17 protein-coding genes are annotated in these 17,370 nt (G+C 68.7%); 8 read left to right on the top strand and 9 right to left on the bottom strand.

All coding sequences use genetic code 11. The annotated features are described in order from the left end of the window. Positions 1–191: 191 nt before the first annotated feature. The 4 genes from IBL26_RS10150 to IBL26_RS10135 all read left to right on the top strand — a co-directional run bounded on the left by IBL26_RS10150 (position 192) and on the right by IBL26_RS10135 (position 3,414). Positions 192–1,499 carry an MFS transporter gene (locus IBL26_RS10150; protein ID WP_206684186.1) on the top strand — a complete coding sequence of 436 codons (1,308 nt, stop codon included), beginning with the start codon at positions 192–194 and terminating at the stop codon, positions 1,497–1,499. A 112-nt stretch (positions 1,500–1,611) separates the two neighbouring features. Further along, positions 1,612–2,346, top strand: coding sequence for a GntR family transcriptional regulator (locus IBL26_RS10145; protein WP_187784360.1), 735 nt, complete (start codon positions 1,612–1,614; stop codon positions 2,344–2,346). Positions 2,347–2,613: 267 nt separating this feature from the next. Next, positions 2,614–3,042 (top strand): septal ring lytic transglycosylase RlpA family protein, encoded by a 429-nt coding sequence (locus tag IBL26_RS10140; RefSeq protein ID WP_241749232.1) that lies wholly within the window; start codon positions 2,614–2,616, stop codon positions 3,040–3,042. 195 nt (positions 3,043–3,237) lie between these two features. After that, positions 3,238–3,414 carry a hypothetical protein gene (locus tag IBL26_RS10135; protein WP_187784359.1) on the top strand — a complete coding sequence of 59 codons (177 nt, stop codon included), beginning with the start codon at positions 3,238–3,240 and terminating at the stop codon, positions 3,412–3,414. Between the two features lie 228 nt (positions 3,415–3,642). On the opposite strand, the gene IBL26_RS10130 is transcribed toward IBL26_RS10135, so the two are convergent. From IBL26_RS10130 to IBL26_RS10105, 6 genes are all read right to left on the bottom strand, one after another. After that, positions 3,643–4,827 (bottom strand): enolase C-terminal domain-like protein, encoded by a 1,185-nt coding sequence (locus IBL26_RS10130; protein ID WP_187784358.1) that lies wholly within the window; start codon positions 4,825–4,827, stop codon positions 3,643–3,645. A 3-nt stretch (positions 4,828–4,830) separates the two neighbouring features. Continuing rightward, positions 4,831–6,003 (bottom strand): CaiB/BaiF CoA transferase family protein, encoded by a 1,173-nt coding sequence (locus tag IBL26_RS10125; RefSeq protein ID WP_187784357.1) that lies wholly within the window; start codon positions 6,001–6,003, stop codon positions 4,831–4,833. Positions 6,004–6,099: 96 nt separating this feature from the next. Further along, on the bottom strand, positions 6,100–6,663 hold the full coding sequence (locus IBL26_RS10120; protein WP_187784356.1) for a hypothetical protein: 564 nt from the start codon (positions 6,661–6,663) through the stop codon (positions 6,100–6,102). Positions 6,664–6,846: 183 nt separating this feature from the next. Next, on the bottom strand, positions 6,847–7,050 hold the full coding sequence (locus IBL26_RS10115; RefSeq protein WP_187784355.1) for a heavy-metal-associated domain-containing protein: 204 nt from the start codon (positions 7,048–7,050) through the stop codon (positions 6,847–6,849). Next, positions 7,047–7,436: a MerR family DNA-binding protein gene (locus tag IBL26_RS10110; RefSeq protein WP_187784354.1), complete on the bottom strand. Its 390-nt coding sequence runs from the start codon at positions 7,434–7,436 to the stop codon at positions 7,047–7,049. Before IBL26_RS10110 ends, IBL26_RS10115 begins: the two co-directional genes overlap by 4 nt. Then, a complete protein-coding gene (locus IBL26_RS10105; protein WP_187784353.1) occupies positions 7,433–9,799 on the bottom strand; it encodes a heavy metal translocating P-type ATPase in 2,367 nt (788 codons plus the stop codon). Before IBL26_RS10105 ends, IBL26_RS10110 begins: the two co-directional genes overlap by 4 nt. Positions 9,800–9,888: 89 nt before the next feature. On the opposite strand from IBL26_RS10105, the gene IBL26_RS10100 reads away from it, so the two are divergent. Next, on the top strand, positions 9,889–10,980 hold the full coding sequence (locus IBL26_RS10100) for a S1C family serine protease (protein ID WP_241749230.1): 1,092 nt from the start codon (positions 9,889–9,891) through the stop codon (positions 10,978–10,980). Positions 10,981–11,201: 221 nt separating this feature from the next. On the opposite strand, the gene IBL26_RS10095 is transcribed toward IBL26_RS10100, so the two are convergent. The 3 genes from IBL26_RS10095 to IBL26_RS10085 all read right to left on the bottom strand — a co-directional run bounded on the left by IBL26_RS10095 (position 11,202) and on the right by IBL26_RS10085 (position 14,983). Continuing rightward, complete coding sequence (locus tag IBL26_RS10095; protein ID WP_241749228.1) at positions 11,202–12,584, bottom strand: MATE family efflux transporter; 1,383 nt, start codon at positions 12,582–12,584, stop codon at positions 11,202–11,204. A gap of 546 nt (positions 12,585–13,130) precedes the next feature. Next, complete coding sequence (gene fhuF / locus IBL26_RS10090) at positions 13,131–13,904, bottom strand: siderophore-iron reductase FhuF (protein ID WP_187784352.1); 774 nt, start codon at positions 13,902–13,904, stop codon at positions 13,131–13,133. Beyond that, complete coding sequence (locus tag IBL26_RS10085; RefSeq protein WP_187784351.1) at positions 13,901–14,983, bottom strand: alpha-hydroxy acid oxidase; 1,083 nt, start codon at positions 14,981–14,983, stop codon at positions 13,901–13,903. Before IBL26_RS10085 ends, fhuF begins: the two co-directional genes overlap by 4 nt. 115 nt (positions 14,984–15,098) lie before the next feature. Between IBL26_RS10085 and IBL26_RS10080 the strand changes: the two genes are divergently transcribed. From IBL26_RS10080 to IBL26_RS10070, 3 genes are all read left to right on the top strand, one after another. Next, a complete protein-coding gene (locus IBL26_RS10080; RefSeq protein WP_187784350.1) occupies positions 15,099–15,419 on the top strand; it encodes an antibiotic biosynthesis monooxygenase family protein in 321 nt (106 codons plus the stop codon). Positions 15,420–15,537: 118 nt separating this feature from the next. After that, positions 15,538–16,371 (top strand): aldo/keto reductase, encoded by an 834-nt coding sequence (locus tag IBL26_RS10075; RefSeq protein WP_187784349.1) that lies wholly within the window; start codon positions 15,538–15,540, stop codon positions 16,369–16,371. A gap of 175 nt (positions 16,372–16,546) precedes the next feature. Next, positions 16,547–17,326, top strand: a complete 780-nt coding sequence (locus IBL26_RS10070) for a DUF1194 domain-containing protein (protein ID WP_187784348.1) — start codon at positions 16,547–16,549, stop codon at positions 17,324–17,326. Positions 17,327–17,370 lie beyond the last annotated feature (44 nt).

The following is a 17,370-nucleotide window of genomic DNA, read 5'->3' as shown; positions in this document are numbered from 1 at the left end:
TCTTCAGTTTCAATCTAGGATACATGTTCTTGTGTTCCAGACGCAAGGCCGCTAGCGTCCGCGCCAAGCCGCTATCGAAACCGCGGCGTCGAGGATGATCCAGGACAGGCCCGGCCATGCCGGACCACCATGCCCGCGCATGGAAACGCCCCGCCGACGCCGCGCCGATGGCGCCAAAGAGGAGGAATGGCGTGTCCTATGCAGCGACCGTCGCGGAGGCCCCGACCGGCATCCGCGAGCGCGTGACCAAGAAGCTCTACATTCGCATCGTGCTGTATTGCTTCGTCCTGTTCATCATCAACTACCTCGACCGCGTGAATGTCGGCTTCGCGGCGTTGCAGATGAACGAGGAACTCGGCCTGACACCGAAGATCTTCGGCTTCGGCGCCGGCATCTTCTTCCTCGGCTACATGGCGTTCGAGGTGCCGAGCAACCTGATCCTGCACAAGGTCGGGCCACGGATCTGGATCGCGCGCATCATGGTGACGTGGGGCATCATCTCCTGCGCCATGGCCTTCACCGCAGGGCCGACCAGCTTCTACATCCTGCGCTTCCTGCTGGGCGTGGCGGAGGCCGGCTTCGCGCCTGGTATCCTGCTGTATCTGACCTACTGGTTCCCGGCGAAGGAGCGTGGCCGCGCGGTGGCGGGCTTCATGACGGCCACGGTGCTCTCCTCCGTCATCGGCGCCCCGCTCTCCGGCTGGCTGATCAGCGGCACGCATGACTGGCTGGGCTTTTCCGGCTGGCAGTGGATGTTCCTGCTGGAGGGCCTGCCGGCCATCATCCTCGGCGTGGTAACCTTCTTCTACCTGATCGACCGGCCGGAAGACGACCGCCGCTGGCTGAGCACCGAGGAGCGCGGCTGGCTGATCGCCGAACTCCGCAAAGAGCAGGCCACCGTCTCCAGCCACGGGATGGAAGACTTCCGCGCCATCTTCAAGGATGCCCGCGTCTGGCTGCTGACGCTGGTCTATATGTGCAACGGCATCGCCATCTACGGCGTCGTGCTATGGCTGCCGCAGATCGTGAAAAGCATCGGCGGGCTCAGCAATGTGCAGACCGGGCTGGTCTCCGCCATCCCCTTCGTCTTCGCCGCCATCGGCCTGATCGTCATCGCCCGCAGCTCCGACCGCACCGGGGAGCGCAAGCTGCACACCGCCTTCAGCGGCCTGCTGGGGGGGTTGTTCCTGGCGGCCAGCGCCTTCGCCCCCTCCCCCATCATCGGGCTGGTGCTGTTGTGCTGCTCCGCCTTCGTGCTGTGGGCGACGCTTGGCGTGTTCTGGACGCTGCCGACGCAGTTCCTGACCGGCGCGGCGGCGGCCGGTGGCCTGGCGGCCATCAACGGCTTCGCCCAGCTGGGCGGCTTCTTCGGCCCGTCCCTGGTGGGCTGGGTGCGGGAGGGGACGGGCAGCTTCACCTACGCCCTGTTGGCCCTGGCCGTTTTCCCGGTGATCGGCTGCTTCATCTGCCTGTCGCTCAAGGCGCGGCGGGACAGCTGAGGCGATCACGGCCGGCGGCATGGGAGCGCCGCCGGCTGCGCCATGGCTTTCGGCGATTCCTTGCCGGGCCGTGACGCTCTAAGAAGGTCGGGAATGGATGGAGACGGGCACGATGCGGGTGGCAGGTCAGGCAGAGCGGAACCCGTCCCTGGGCGCGCAGCTGGCCGAACGCATCCGCGCCGCCATCATCTCCGCCGAGTTCGACCTGGGCGAGGCGTTGTCGGAGGACGGCCTCGCCGCCGCCTTCGGCGTCAGCCGCACGCCGGTGCGGGAAGCATTGCGGCTGTTGCAGACACAGGGGCTGGTAGCGGTGGTGCCCAAATCCGGCACCTTCGTCTTCAACCCCACTGAGGCCGATATCGCCGAGCTGTGCGAGTTCCGCTCGATGCTGGAGGTCAAGGCCGCCAGCCTGGCCCTGCAACGCGCCGCCGCCGCCACGCTGGCGGAATTGCGACCGGCGGTGGAAAGCATGGTTCAGGCCCAGGCGCAGGGCGACATGCGGCTCTACGGCCGGGCCGACATGGCCTTTCACCTCGCCTTCTTCGCCCATTGTGGCAACCGTCACCTGGCCGAAGCCTATGACATGTGCCTCGGCCGCGTTTCCGCCTTGCGGACGCACTTGGCCTTCGCCAGCAAGGGCGAGCCAGCGCGATCGTTCGCCGACCACCAGCGCATCGTGGCGATCTTCGCCGGAGATGATGCCGCGGACCTGCCCGAGATCCTGGACCAGCACATCCTGCGCACCCGGCAGAACTACATCGAAGCCTTGCAGGACCGGCTGCGTGCCTTGCAGCGCCAGGGCACGCGGCGGGACCAGATGCGGCGCAAGCTGGGCATGGCCGGTTAGGGCCCTATTCCACGGCCGAAGGCATCACGGGAAAGTTTGGGTGGGCCGATTCTCCCCTCTCAGGCTCCATGCGGCCCGGTTGGTCGCACCTGACATTGGCGCTGTAGCTGGGTTTGCGGCGCCCAAGCCGGCATCCGCGTTTTCCTAACCTTCCTCTGCCACATTCGCCGGGCGAGCCGGCGCATGTCTGGACGGGTGGCGGCAGCCGCCGGTCATCCCCATATATTTCAATAGTTTGATCCGGAGGGAAAAGGGGGGTCACACCCGATGAGAATCCTGACCTGGGCCACGATTGGCATGTTGTTGGCTGCCAGCGCCGCCACCGCACCCGCCGTGGCGCGGGAACGACACCGGGAGACCGGCGCCCGGGCCCATCATGCGGCGCCCCATGCGCAACGGGGCCGGGCTTCATACTACAGCAGCCGCTTCCATGGGCGCCGCATGGCCAATGGGGAGCGGTTCGACCGCAATTCCAACGCCGCCGCCAGCCGGACCCTGCCACTGGGCACCCGCGCACGGGTGCGGAACCTGGAGAATGGCCGCACGGCGGTGGTGACCATCCAGGATCGGGGGCCGCATCTGCGCAGCCGGGTGCTGGATGTCAGCCCGCAGATCGCCACCCAGCTGGGCATGCGGCAGCAAGGGACCGCGATGGTCGAAATCACGCCACTGGGTAGCCGCAGCAACCCGGGTTAAGCGGAGGCCTTGCCTTAATCAGGGCCAAATTTGGGCGAGGTGAGCGCCCGAAACCATCTTTTGTTTCTATTTTGTTCGCGTTTCATGACGGAAATGCTGAGATTATGGCGTCTTCGTGACCGGCCCCGCCCGATTTAAGGCTGGAATGTGGCAAGGCTCTGCCCTATTTCTGACTCCAGACAAGGAGGCCGGACCATGGACAGCAAGCTGATCGATCGCCGCAGTGCCCCGAAGAGCCGCGAAGACGCGATCAAGATCGCCCGGATGGAGCGCGAGAGTGCTGCCTATGCCGAGCTGGCCGAAATGAATGGCAACTGGAACAGCTGGGGTGACAAGAACACCTTCATGCTGGGTTCTTACCGCCCTTACTGAGGCTCAACAGCGCCTCAGCCTGGAACGGTCTGGCCGCACGCCGATATGGCGTGCAACCAGGCCGTTTTTTATTGGCCGGGTGCGGCTGCTTTCTACGGAAGGGACTGCAGGTAACGCCTTTCCCTTCCGGCATTCGTCGGACGGCACACCTTGGCTATCCGCAGAGCACCGTCGCGGCCTCCGATAGAGCACACGCCGCCGGCTAGGCCAGCCGGCGGCCATGCTGCCTTAATCGGCCAGTTGCTTCAGTACGGCGTAAAGCGCGGATTTCCGCTCGAAGCCGATACCCGGGCTGTCCGGCAGCTTGATACGGCTGTCTTCCACCGGCGTATCGTCGGCGAAGCCGCCGAAAGGTGCGAAGACTTCCGGATAGCTTTCGTTGCCGCCCAGCCCCAGCCCGACGGCGATGTTCAGCGCGAACTGATGGCCACCATGCGGCACGCAGCGGCGCGGACTCCAGCCATGGCTGACCAGCATGTCCAGCGTCCGCAGATACTCGACCAGGCCGTAGGACAGCGCCGGGTCGAATTGCAGGATATCGCGGTCGGCGCGCAGGCCACCGTGGCGGATCAGGTTGCGCGCATCGACCATGCTGAACAGGTTCTCGCCGGTGGCGATGGGGCCCACATAGTGCTCGGCCAGCGCGGCGTGGGTGCTGTAGTCCAGCGGGTCCAGTGGTTCCTCGTACCAGCGCAGCTTATAGGGGGCGAGCGCGGCGCCGTAGCTCAGCGCCGCATGCAGGCCGAAGCGGCCATTCACATCCACGCACAGGCGTGAACCATCGCCGCCCAGCAGCTTCAACACGGCCTCGATGCGCGCGACGTCTTCCTTCAGCGCGTCCCGCAACGGCGTGCCGGGGGCACCGCCGATCTTCATCTTGACGACCGAATAGCCCATGCCGAGGTAGCGCCGCATTTCCTCGACCAGCGCTTCCACGCCCTTGCCGGGGTAGTAGTAGCCGCCGGCGGCGTAGATCCAGGCGCTGTCATCCGCCTGGCCCTGGCGATAGCGCTCGGCCAGCAGCTTCCAGAGCGGCACGCCCTCCAGCTTGGCCGCGGCATCCCACAAAGCCATGTCCAGCACGCCGACGGCGACGCTGCGCTCGCCATGGCCGCCGGGCTTCTCGTTCTTCATCATCGCCGCCCAGGCACCGGCGGGGTCGAGCGTCCCTTCCGGCGTGGAGAGCGCCACCTCCGGCGTCTCCAGCAGGCGGTTGATGAAGCGTTCCTTCAGCAGCCCTGGCTGGGCGTAGCGGCCATTGGAATTGAAACCGAAGCCGGTGGCGCGCTTGCCGCTGCCATCCTCGACCGTGACGGCCACGATGCTGGCCGTCATCTTCGAGAAATCGATATAGGCATTGGCGATGTCACTGGCGATCGGCGCGACGCCATCGCGGACGGAGACAATCCGCATCGGTCAGATCACCTTCATCGCGCGCAGGCTGTCGATCTCTTCCGAAGCGAAGCCGAATTCGCGCAGCACGGAACTAGTGTGCTGCCCGCGCTCCGGCGTCGGCACCCGCGGCGGCTCGACCCCCGCGATCTGCATCGGTGGCCGCACCAGCTCGATCTCACCGAGCTTCGGGTGTTGCACCGGCCAAGCGAGGCCGAGATGCTTCACCTGCTCATCGGCGAAGACCTGGTCCATCGAATAGATCGGGCCGCAGGGCACGCCGGCGGCGTTGAACCGGCTGACCCAGTTGGCGGAGGTGTCGCTCTCCAGCCGCGCCTGCAGCACCGCGTTGGTCTTCTGCCGGTTCTGGGCACGCAGCTTGTCGGTGGCGAGATCGGGGTCCTTCGCCTCTTCCTCGATGCCCAGCACCTCGACGATCCGGCGCCACATCTCGCCACCGCCGCCGGCGATGTTGATGACGCCGTCGCTGGTGCGGAACAGGCCGGTGGGAATGGTGGTCGGGTGGTCGTTGCCAGCCTGCTGCGGCACGTCCTGCTTCATGGTCCAGCGGGTGGCCTGGAAGTCCATCATCGCCACCATGGCTTCCAGCAGGCTGGTATGGACCCAGCGGCCCTTGCCGGTCTGCTCCCGCTCCAGCAACGCCACCATGATGCCGATGGCGCAGTACAGGCCGGCGGTCAGGTCCGCCACGGGAATGCCGGCCCGCACCGGGCCCTGGCCCGGCAGGCCGGTCACGCTCATCAGCCCGCCCATGCCCTGGGCGATCTGGTCGAAGCCCGGCCGCTTGGCGTAGGGGCCGTCCTGGCCGAAACCGGAGATGCTGCCCAGCACGATGCGCGGATTGATCGCGGCCAGCGCATCGTAGTCGATGCCCAGCCGGGCCTTCACGTCGGGGCGGTAGTTCTCCACCACCACATCCGCCTGCGCCACCAGGCGGCGGAAGGCGGCAATGCCCTCCGGCTTCTTCAGGTTCAGGGTGATGGCGCGCTTGTTGCGGTGGACATTCTGGTAATCCGGCCCCAGCGCGTCGCCACCCAGGCCCTTGCCGGTATCCACTTCTTCCGGCGCCTCGATCTTGATGACGTTGGCGCCCCAGTCCGCGAGTTGCCGGACGGCCGTGGGGCCAGAGCGGACGCGTGTGAGATCAAGCACGGTGAAGCGGGAGAGCGGCAGCATGGCGTTGTATTTCCTCCGACTGGCGCGGAGCAGAGTAGCGCGCTCCGGCCCGGTGGAAACCCTCTGACGGACCGGCGAGGCCGTTTTACCCCGCCGCTAACCCCTGGGCGTGTCGGAGAGCCGGGCGAAGGGCCCGTACAGGTCGTTCAGTTCGGTGCCCTGCGCCAGCTTGTTGTAGCGCAGGGCGGAGGCGGGCTCCTGCGGCTGCACCGCCAGCATGTGGCGGCCCTGGCGGTCCACGAACAGCAGGTGGCGGTGGCTGTCCCCCCGGTGGATGACATAGACCTGCTTCATCTCCGCCACGCGTTCATCGAGGTCCGCTAGGGCGCGTTGGCGCCAGGCCAGCGACCAGTGGTCGAGGCTATGGGCCATGCTGGTCTCGGCGCCGGACGGCGGTGGCGGGGCCGGGTCCTCCGGCAACGCGTCCAGCAATCGGTCCAGATCCTCCCGCAGGCGGGAGATGACCGGGTTCAGTGCCGGGGAGGTCAGCGCCTGCTTGACCTGGGCAGCCTGCGCTTCCAGGAGCATCTGCTGCCGCGTCGCCTCGTCACTGCCGCCGTAGCCGGTGAAACGCCGGTTAGTGTAGCCGGGGGGCGGAGATTCGGCGCCCGGCTCCCTGGAGCCAGTTTCATCGGGGCCGGGGGTGCGGTCGTTCGTCATCGCGGTGTGCCCTTGCGCCGGCGGAAGGCGCCAGCCTGCATCGCCTCTTTCTGCCACGGGCAGCATGAACAAACCGTGCAACGCGAATCGTCCGCTGAAGCGGCGAAAGGCCGGAGAAGGAATTCTCCGGGCACCTTCTCTGGGGAATTCCTTCTCCAACCGTCCATCGCCCAGCCCGCAGGCCTAGGCAGCGACGTCGTAGCCTTCCTCGCGGATCGCCGTTTCCACCCGATCGCGCGGCAGGCTGGTGGTGGCGCGGACCTTGCCGCTTGCCAGGTCCACCGCCACCTGCGCGGCCGGGTCCCCGGCCTGGATGGCCTGGGTCACCGCACGCACGCAATGGGCGCAATCCATGCCGCGCACCGTCAGTTCGATCGTCTCACTCATAGTGTCTTTTCCAGTTCATCCAGGATGGGGCAGTCAGGCCGCGAATCGCCGCAGCAATGCGCGGCCAGGTGACGCAGGCTGCGGGCCATCGCCTGCATGGCCTGCGCCTTGGCTTCCAGCGCTTCCACATGCGCCAGGGCGATGCCGCGCACATCGGCGCTGGCACGGTTATGGTCGGCCCAGAGCGCCAGCAGCTTCCGCACATCCTCCAGCGGGAAGGCCAGGGACCGGGCGTGGCGGATGAAGCGCAGCCGCGCGACATCGGACGCCTCATAGTCCCGATAGCCGTTGGAGAGGCGGCGGGAGCGGATCAGCTCCAGCGACTCATAATGACGAATCATCTTGGTGGTGACGCCCGAGAGCTTGGCGGCGTTGCCGATATTCATGCAGCCCTCCAGCGAGCCAGCAGCAAGGCGTTGGACAGGACCGCCACCGAAGAGAACGCCATTGCCGCCCCCGCCAGCGCCGGAGAAAGGCCGCCGAACGCCGCCAGCGGGATGCCCAGCGCGTTGAAGCCGAAGGCCCAGACGAGGTTCTGGCGGATCTTCGCCAAAGTGCGGCGAGTGATGGCCAAGGTGGCAGGCACCAGCGCCGGGTCCGGCCGCAGCAGCGTGACATGCGCGGCGGCGATCGCGGCATCCGTGCCGCTGCCCATGGCGATGCCGAGATCGGCGCTGGCCAGGGCGGCGGCATCGTTCACGCCATCCCCGACCATGGCGACGCGATGGCCTTCCCGCTGCCAGGCCGTCACCTGGGCCGCCTTGCCATCCGGCAGGATACCGGCCGCCACCTGGCCGATGCCCAGCGCCCCGGCGACGCTGGCGGCGGCGTCCGGCCCATCGCCGGTCAGCATGGCGACGGCGACGCCCTGGGCTTTCAAGGCGTTGACGGCATCGGCAGCACTGGCGCGCGGCGCATCGGCGAAGGCCAGCAGCGCCAACAGGCGCGGGGTGCTACCGGCTTCGATCAGCCAGGAGAGTGTGTGGCCCTGCGCGGCCTCGGCCCGGGCCAGTGTGTCCAGCGGGCCGGGTTGCAGGCCGTTTTCCTCCAGCACGCGGGTACTGCCGAGGACCAAGCGGCGGCCATCCACCACGCCCTCGACGCCCCGACCCGGCAGGGCTCGGAAGGCTTCCGCCGCCGCCGGCTGGCCACCGGCCGCCTGCAACACGGCGCGGGCCAGCGGGTGCTCGCTGCCGGCCTGCAGGCTGGCGGCCAGCGCCAGGGCGGCCTCGCCGGCGATGCCCGCGGCGGGGTGCAGCGCGGCGAGGCTAGGTCGGCCCTCCGTCAGCGTCCCGGTCTTGTCGAAGGCGACGAGGCTGATATGCCCCGCCTGCTCCAGCGCCACGGCATCGCGGATCAGGATGCCGGCGCGGGCCGCGGCGCCGGTACCGGCCATGATGGCGGCGGGCGTGGCAAGGCCCAGGGCGCAGGGGCAGGCGATGACCAGCACGGCGACTGCGTGCAGCAGCGCCACCGCCGGCCCGGCGCCGGCCAGCAGCCAACCCAGGAAGGTCAGCACGGCGATGCCGACCACCGCTGGGACGAACACGGCGCTGACGCGGTCCACCAGCTTCTGCACCGGTGCGCGGCTGGCCTGGGCGGCCTGCACCAGCGCTGCCACCTGCGCCAGGCGGGTATCGCCGCCGACGGCGGTGACCTGCACCACCAGCCGGCCATCGAGCGAGACGGTGCCGGTGGCAACGGCGTCGCCGACCCCCTTCTCCACCGGGCGGCTTTCGCCGGTCAGCGCGCTTTCATCCAGGCCAGCCTCGCCGGCTTCGATGGTACCATCAGCGGGCACACGCTCGCCGGGGCGGATGACAACGCGGTCCCCGACGCGCAGCAAGGCCAGGGCGACCTCCTGCTCTTGCCCCGCCGCATCCAGGCGGCGGGCGGTGCGCGGCCGCAGGGCCAGCAAGGCAGCAATGGCGGCCCCGGTGGCACGCTTCGCCCGTGCCTCGAAATATCGGCCGAGCAGGACGAAGGCGATGACGACCGCGGCGGCCTCGAAATACAGGTGATGCACGCCCTGCCACAGCAGGACGACCGAAAGGCCGAAGGCGGCGCTGGTGCCCAGCGCAACCAGCAAATCCATATTGCCGACGCCGGCGCGCAAGGCACGCCAGCCAGCGCGGTAGAACCGGGCGCCCAGCCAGAATTGCAGCGGGGCCGCCAGCAGCAGCTGCGCCCAGCCCGGCGGCATCCAGTCCTGCCCGAAAGCCATGCCCAGCATGCCTATCAGGAACGGCGCGGCCAGCAGGAAAGCGATGCCGAGCTCGACCTCGGCCCGATGGCCCGGCGCCGCGTCAGGCGCGGCGTCCTCGGTGACGGCGGCCAGGGCATAGCCCGCCTTCTCCAGGGCTGCTGCCAGCGCGGAGGTCTCGACCGTCGGCAACAGGCGGAGATGCGCCTGTTCATTGGCCAGATTGACGCTGGCGGAGATCACGCCCGGCACCCGCTCCAGCGCCCGCTGCACCCGGGCAGAGCAGCTGGCGCAGGTCATGCCGGTGACGCCGATGTCCCGCGTGGTCTCCTCCACCGAGTAGCCGGCGCCCTCGATGGCGGCGGACAATGCTGCGAGGGGCGCGGTGCCGCGCAGTTGCGCCTGCTCGGCGGCCAGATTGACCGAGACGTCCTCGACACCCGGCACCTTTCGCAGGGCCCGCTCGACCCGGCCGGCACAGCTGGCGCAGGTCATGCCGGAGATGGGCAGGGACAGGCTGGGGGCGAGAGTGGCTGTATCGGGCATACCGGGCCATGTAGGGATTCCCACTATGGGAAGGTCAAGGCACGTAACGCCGATTGACGCCGGACGCGGGGCAGGGAACATCCGCGCGCATGGACCCCTCCCCGATCCGCCTCGCCATCCCCCCTGCCCCAGCCCCGCGCCGGTTCCGCCTCACCGCGGCACCGCTCGCAGCCGCCCTGGCCATGACCCTGGCCTTGCAGGCCGGTGGCGCGCTGGCCCAGCAGGCGCAGAACCGCTTCCAGATCGTCAACCGCACCGGGCAGGATGCCAGCGCGGTGTATGCCGTGCGCAGTGGCCGGCCGGACTGGGGCAACAACCTGGCCCCGGGCCCGATGCCGACCGAAAAGGCGCTGACCCTGCGCCCGGATGCCGAGGCCGGCTGCCGCTTCGACATCCGCCTGGTGCTGGCCGACGGGCGGGAAGCGGTGCTGCGGAACCAGGATATCTGCGCCACGCCCCGCGCAGTGCTGGAACCAGGCGCGGTACGTGCGGCAACCGCCACCGCGCCGACCCAGCCGGCGCCGGGCGCGCCGAACCCGCGCGCCAGGGCCGTCTCCAGCGGCAGCGGCTTCGTGGTGGCGACGGACCGGGTGCTGACCAACCAGCACGTGGTGAATGGCTGCGACAAGATCTTCGTCCGCACCGCCGATGGGCGGATGTTGCCGGCCGTGCCGCCGGCACGGGTGGATGCCAATCTGGACCTGTCGCTGCTGGTCGTGCCGGGTAATCCTGGCCCGGCCCTGCCCTTCCGGGCGCAGCCGGAGGTGCGGCGCGGCGAAGGCGTCATCGCCTACGGTTTCCCGCTGCCGGGCCTGCTTTCCTCCGACCCCAAGCTGACGCGGGGCGAGGTGAACGGGCTGAATGGGCTGGGGAACAATCCCGGCCAGTACCAGATCAGCGCGCCGGTACAGCCGGGCAATTCCGGCGGGCCGTTGCTGGACCTGCACGGCAACATCGTCGGCGTCGTGGTCAGCAAGCTGAACGCCAGCGCGGTCTCCCAGCGCACCGGGGATATTGCCCAGAACATCAACTTCGCCGTGAAAGGCACGGCGGCCGTGGAGTTCCTGCGCCGCGCCGGCCTGACGCCCGCCACCGCCGACAGCGGCGGCACGGAACGCAGCGCGGCGGATGTGGGCGAGATCGCCAACCGCAGCACGGTGTTCATTCGCTGCGAGCGCTGAGCGGGGAAGAAAGGAAGGCTGGGGGAGAAATTCCCCATGCCCCTTCTTCATTCTGCGAGTTTGGCGGGGGCTTAGGGGCCGTGCGCAGCTGAATACTGGAATATCGGGTGCTGAAGGTGCGAGGGCCGAAGATCATTGTGCGGCGGCGCCTGAACTTGAAGCGCCTTCCTAGGCCCGGGAAATTCCTTCCCCGGCTTTCTTCAACCCCCTGATGGCAGCGCTCAGGCCCGCAGGAACGCCAGCTTCCGCCAGCGCAGCGTCATCAGGACCGCCACCACAGCCAAGCCGGCGGCAAGGCCGAACCAGATGCCAAGGGGACCCATGCCCAGCGGGAAGCCCAACAGCAGGCCGATGGGAAGGCCGAGGCCCCAGTAGCCAAGCGCGGCGAACAGCAGCGGCAGCCTGGTATCCTTCAGGCCACGCAGGGCGCCGGCCGCCGCGACCTGGACACCGTCAGCCAGCTGGAACAGCCCGGCCACCATCAGCAGTGTCGCGGCCAGGCGGCGCGTGTCGGCGAATTCCTCGCTGAGGAACAGGCTGGCCAGGCGGTCCGGCAGCAGGAACAGCAGCGTGGCGGTCAGGGCCATGAAGCCGGCGGCGAGCCCGATGGCGGTCCAGCCAGCGCGGCGGACGCCCAGCGGATCGGTGGCGCCGGCGGCCAGGCCGACGCGGGCGGTGGCGGCCTGGCTGATGCCCATCGGGATCATGAAGGCGGCGCTGGCTACCTGCAGCGCCACGGCATGCGCCGCCACCGCCGCCGGGCCGAACCAACCCATCACCAGCGCCGTACCGCTGAAGATGCCGATTTCCAACAGCATGGTGCCGGCGATGGGCAGGCCGATGCGGGTGAGCTCCGCCATGCGCCGCCAGTCCGCCCGCCAGAAGCGGCCGGCGAGGCGGAAACGGGCGAAGCGCCGGTCCAGCGATACCAGGATGGCGAGGCCGACGAACATGAAGGCGTTGGAGGTGGCGCTGGCAATGCCCGCACCCAGCACGCCGAGCGAGGGCGCGCCGAAGCCGCCCAGCACCAGCGCGTAGCTGAGCACGGCATTCAGCCCCACCGCCGCCAGCGAGACCCAGAGCGCGGCGCGTGGCCGCTCCAGCGCCGAGAGGAAGCCGCGCAGCAGCATGAAGCCATAGAAGGGCAGCAGGCCCCACATCATGGCGCGGGTGAAGGTCTGTGCCGCGTCCGCCAGCGACGGGTCCTGGCCGGTGGCACGCAGGATGGGGCCGCTGTTCCACAGCGTGACGGCGATCGGAATATACACCAGCACCCCGAGCCAGCAGGCCTGGCGGAAGGTGCGGCGCATTTCGCGCATGTGGCCGCGGACGCGCCCTTTCTCCTGCGCCATCATGGCGGTGGCGGCGAAGGCCAGGCCGAAGGGCAGCGCCATGGCGATGAAGTGCAGGTTGCCGCCCAGCGTCGCCGCCGCCAGCGGGATCTCACCCAGATGGCCGAGGAAGATGGTGTCCGTCACCAGCAGCGCGACCTGCGAGAGATTGGTCAGCGCCAGGGGCCAGGCCAGCAGCAGCATGGCGCGCAGCTCACCGCCCCAACTGCGGGCTGGGGGCAGTTGGGCCTGGACCGGGATCGGGGAAGTCATGACGGACGCTCCTTCAGGGAGTCGGCTTATGATGGCGGGGCGCAGGGCGCAACCGCACGACCCCGACAGTTGCGCGTGCCGCGCCCAGCCGTGCGCCTCCAGCTTCTATGCGACCCGGCCGCAGGGCCCGGCCTGCTGGGTGGCTGGCCGGTCCTGAACTCGCAGTCCGTGTTGCACTGTCCGATGCCGTATCTGAGCGGGTGTTCATCGCAACTTGAACGGGAATGAGCGCACGCCAGCCAAACGCCGGGATGTGCTCGCTCTCCGCGGAGGGCGAGCCTTGCGCGGGATCGATATTCGGCCAAACGCTGGAAAGGCCGGGGAAGGAATTCCCCGGACCCCATCTTTCTTCCTCGAGTCTTTTGGGCGTGGCTGTGGGGGTGTCGCCCTTTCCGTATCAGACTGGGTGCCGCCGAAGGCTGCTAGTTCAGCCCAGGTGGCCTACCTGCCGGTCTCCAGGGCCCACGCCAACTGACAGAAAACAGGATGGCGTAAACATATACATTTACGCAGGGGATTTCTTTCCCCTGACCTTCCCTGGCGCCCTCAGCCAAATGTCGATTGGCCTTCATGGCGCTGGGCGGGTTCCGGCTTGCGGCCGCGGCCATCCGGCAGGGGGCAGGAGACGCCGCAGCCCTCGAAGGCCGGCAGCAGGTAGCGCAGGCAGCAGACGCGGCGGCGCTCCACGGCCTCGCCGCAGGTCTCCACAGTGCGGTAGGGCTGGAACAACGGGTTGTCCCAGCCATCCGGCCAGCAGCGGTTGTTCAGGAGCGCGTCGATATCCGCCTGGGACTGCGGTGAGAGCTGGTTCTGCCGCCGGGCGATGTTGGCGGTGCCGGCGAAGCGGATGCCGGCGTTGCTCCAGACCAGCTTTGGCGCCACGCGGCCGAGCGAGGCCACCGCGCCCACCAGCGGCGCCAGGTGCTGCCGCACCAGCGGTGCGAAGCGCGCCATGCCGGCATCGGCGACCGGGCCGCCCTCATCGGCGATGCAGAAACCGAGGGGGGAGCCGTCCTCCGCCACATGCAGCACCGTGTCCTCTAGTGCCAGCGGCAGGTCGCGGCCCAGTAGCAGGTTGGCACCCAGCACCGGGTAGATCAGCCGGGCGGCATAGTACTGCGTCCACATGGAGACGACGGCGCGCCTGTCGGCGCCCTGGTGCTGCACGGCGTAGCGGTCCAACAATCCCTCTAGCACCTCCGGCCGCAGCAGGTCGGCGCAGCGGACGGGCTCGCCCTCGCCAGGGGCGACGCGGAGGGAGAGCACATCGCGCACGAAGGCCAGCGGACCTTCGAACACCGGGGCGAGGCTGTCGATCATGGCCGCCAGATGACCTCCGGCCCGATCGCGTCCAGAGTGGCGCAGCCGGTCTGCGCCATGGCGATCTCCAACTCCGTCCGCAGCAGCTTCAGCACATGGGCGACGCCGGTGGCGCCGCCGACGGCCAGGCCGTGCAGCACCGGGCGCCCGACCAGCACGGCGCGGGCGCCCAGCGCCAGCGCCTTCAGCACGTCGGTACCCCTGCGGATGCCGCCATCCAGCAGCAGCGGCACCCGCCCCGCCACCGCCTCGGCAATGCGCGGCAGGGCGTCGATACTGGCCGGTTGGGTGTCCAGCACCCGGCCGCCGTGGTTGGAGACGATCAGCGCGTCCGCGCCGATCTCGATGCCCTTCAGCGCGTCCGCCGGCGTCATGATGCCCTTCAGCAGCAGGGGCAGCCTGGTCCGCGCCCGCAGGATGGCGATGTCTTCCCAGGTGGCGGCACCGGCGAGCAGGCCGTTGAAGACCTCGCTCTCATGCGCGGCGGCCTTGGGTGGCGGGGGCGGCTGGGCGCCGCGCAGGTTCACTGCCTCGATACCCAGTGGCAAGCGGAAGCCGGCGCGCTGCTCCTGGTTCCGCAGCGTGACCGGCGCATCGATGGTGACGACGATGGCGCCGTAGCCGGCCGCTTCCGCCCGCTGCACCAGCGCGTGGGTGAAGGCGCGATCCGGCTGCACGTAGAGCTGGAACCACAGGGGCGAGGTCGCCCGCTTGGCGATCGCTTCCAGCGGCAGGCTGGCCATGGCGCTGACCACCATGGCGGCCCGCATGGCGGAGGCACCCATGACCGTCGCCGCCTCCCCTTCCGGGTGCAGCAGGCGGTGCCAGGCGGTGGGGGCCAGCAGGATCGGGTGCTCCAGCGCCTGGCCGCACAGTTCCAGCCTGGTATGGGCGCCGGACATGTCGGCCAGTACGCGGTTGTTCAGGCGGATGCGGGCGAACGCGGCGCGGTTCTCCGCCACGGTATGCTCATCCGCGCTGCCGCCGGTGATCGAGGCCCAGATGGCGGCATCCAGGCGCTGGCGGGCATGCGGCTCGTAATCGGCGACCGCGGCGATGTCGGGGGGGATGACGGGCATCCAGGCAGGGTTCCTTGGCCGGCGGGGAAGACAAGGCCGGGGTCCGGCTCGACAGGCAGGGGCGGCAGGCTTAGCATATTGCGAACTCTTCGCAAAAACCGCACAGGAGCCGCCCATGACCTTTATCGCGATGAACCGGTTCAAGGTGGCCCTAGGCTCCGAGGCGGAGTTCGAGGAGGTCTGGCTGAGCCGGGATTCCCACTTGAAGACCGTGCCCGGCTTCGTCGAATTTCACCTGCTGCGCGGCCCGGTGCGGGAGGACCACGCGCTCTATTCCTCCCACACCGTCTGGCGCGACAAAGCGGATTTCGAGGCCTGGACGCAGTCGGAAGCCTTTCGGGCGGCGCATCGCGGCGCTGGCGAGCGCAAGCCGCTCTATCTCGGCCCGCCGCAATTCGAGGGGTTCGAGGTAATCCAGACTGTCGGGCTCGACTGACCGGCCGAGGCCCCTGTTGGTGAATTCACGGCACAGGTGATTGTCCGGCGTGGCGAATACAGCCGCGCCGGCATCGGGCGCATATGCGGGCCAACGCAATGTCCTGGAGTTTTCACCGATGCATGACGTCATCGCGCATGGCGCGCAGATCCCCGCCCTCGGCTTCGGCACCTTCCGAATGGCGGAGCCGGATGTGGTGCGCATGGTGCCGCAGGTCCTGAAGCTCGGCTTCCGCCATATCGACACCGCCCAGGCCTATGGCAACGAGGCCGCGGTGGGCGAAGGCATCGCCCGCTCCGGCATAGCCCGGGGCGAGGTGTTCCTGACGACCAAGGTGTGGGTGGACCGTTACCGCCAGGGGGACCTGCAGCGCTCGGTCGATGAGAGCCTGGGCAGGCTGCGCACCGACTACGTGGATTTGCTGCTGCTGCACTGGCCGAACGACGCCGTACCGCTGGCTGAGCAGATCGGCGCGCTGAATGCCGTGCGGCAGGCTGGCAGGGCGCGGCATATTGGCATCAGCAACTTCAACACCGCCCAGATGGCCGAGGCCGCAGGGCTGAGCGCCGCGCCGCTGGTGACCAACCAGGTGGAGTACCACCCCTATCTGGACCAGTCCTTCGTGCTGGAGGCCGCGCGTGCGGCGGGGATGGCGCTGACGGCCTACTACCCCATGGCCGATGGCAAGGTGTTGCAGGACCCGGTGCTGCGCGACATCGCCGCCCGGCATAGCCGGAGCGTGGCGCAGGTGGTGCTGCGCTGGCTGGTGCAGCAGGAAGGCGTCGTGGCGCTCTCCAAGACCGTGCGGGAGGACCGGGCGACCGAGAACCTGGCCATCGCCGACCTTGTGCTGGACGCGGCGGAGATGGCGGCCATCCACGCCCTGGCGCGTCCGGATGGGCGCCTGGTGAGCCCCCCAGGCCTCGCACCCACCTGGGATGCGGCGGGCTGAGGCCGAGCGCGAGCTGGACTTTTGCAACGCACCATCCTTACAGGTCGATCACTTATCGGAATGTTAATGTTATAATGCACTGTTAAATATGAATTTTATATCCTGGCACGGGGCTTGCTGTTGCTGTGGCTGGAGGCAGCCAGCAAGGCCGGCTTCCGTACAGGAGGATTATCCAATGTCAGTCTTGACGATGTGCCGCTCCGTGAGAGGACTGGCTGCCATCGCAGTCATCGCCGCTCCCGTTGCCTTCACCGCCCCGGCCTATGCCGTGCCGGTCGGGCTGGAACTGTCGCTGCTGATCGACGTATCAGGCAGCATCGACACCAGCGAGTACAACCTGCAGAAGCAGGGCTACGTCCAGGCCTTCCAGAGCGCCGCCGTGCAGGCCGCGATCCTGGATAGCGTGGGCGGCGCCATCGCCGTCAACTTCATCCAGTGGTCCGGCGCCGGCCAGGCGACGCAGTCGGTCGGCTGGACGCTGATCAACAGCGCCACCACCGCCAACTCCTTCGCCGCCGCGATCAACAGCATCGCCCGTGCCTATAGCGGCCAGACGGCACCGGGCAACGCGCTGAACTTCGCAGCGCCGCTGTTCAACAACAATGGCTACGAGTCCGCGCGCCAGGTCATCGACGTCTCCGGTGACGGCGTGCAGAACGATGGCGTGAATACCGCCACTGCCCGCAACAATGCGCTGGCTGGCGGCGTCGACACCATCAACGGCCTGGCCATTCTGGGCGAGGCTGGCGTGGCTGCGTTCTACCAGAACAGCATCGTCGGCGGCGCCAACGGCTTCCTGGAAATCGCCAACGACTTCGGCGACTTCGCCCAGGCGATCGAGCGGAAGCTGGTGCGTGAGATCCGCGTGCCGGAGCCCGCGTCCCTCGCCCTGTTCGGCTTCGGCCTGGCAGCGCTGGGCGTGGCGCGCCGTCGCCGGGCCGCCCGCGCGGCCTGATCCGACCGCCAACGTGCAGGAACACGGGGCGGACCCAAGGGGCC

Origin of the sequence: Teichococcus aerophilus, assembly GCF_014490485.1 — a bacterium.
Taxonomy (GTDB): Bacteria; Pseudomonadota; Alphaproteobacteria; order Acetobacterales; family Acetobacteraceae; genus Pseudoroseomonas; species Pseudoroseomonas aerophila.
The sequence above is the reverse complement of the archived record's forward strand: the minus strand, read 5'-3'. Positions and strand labels throughout refer to the sequence as shown.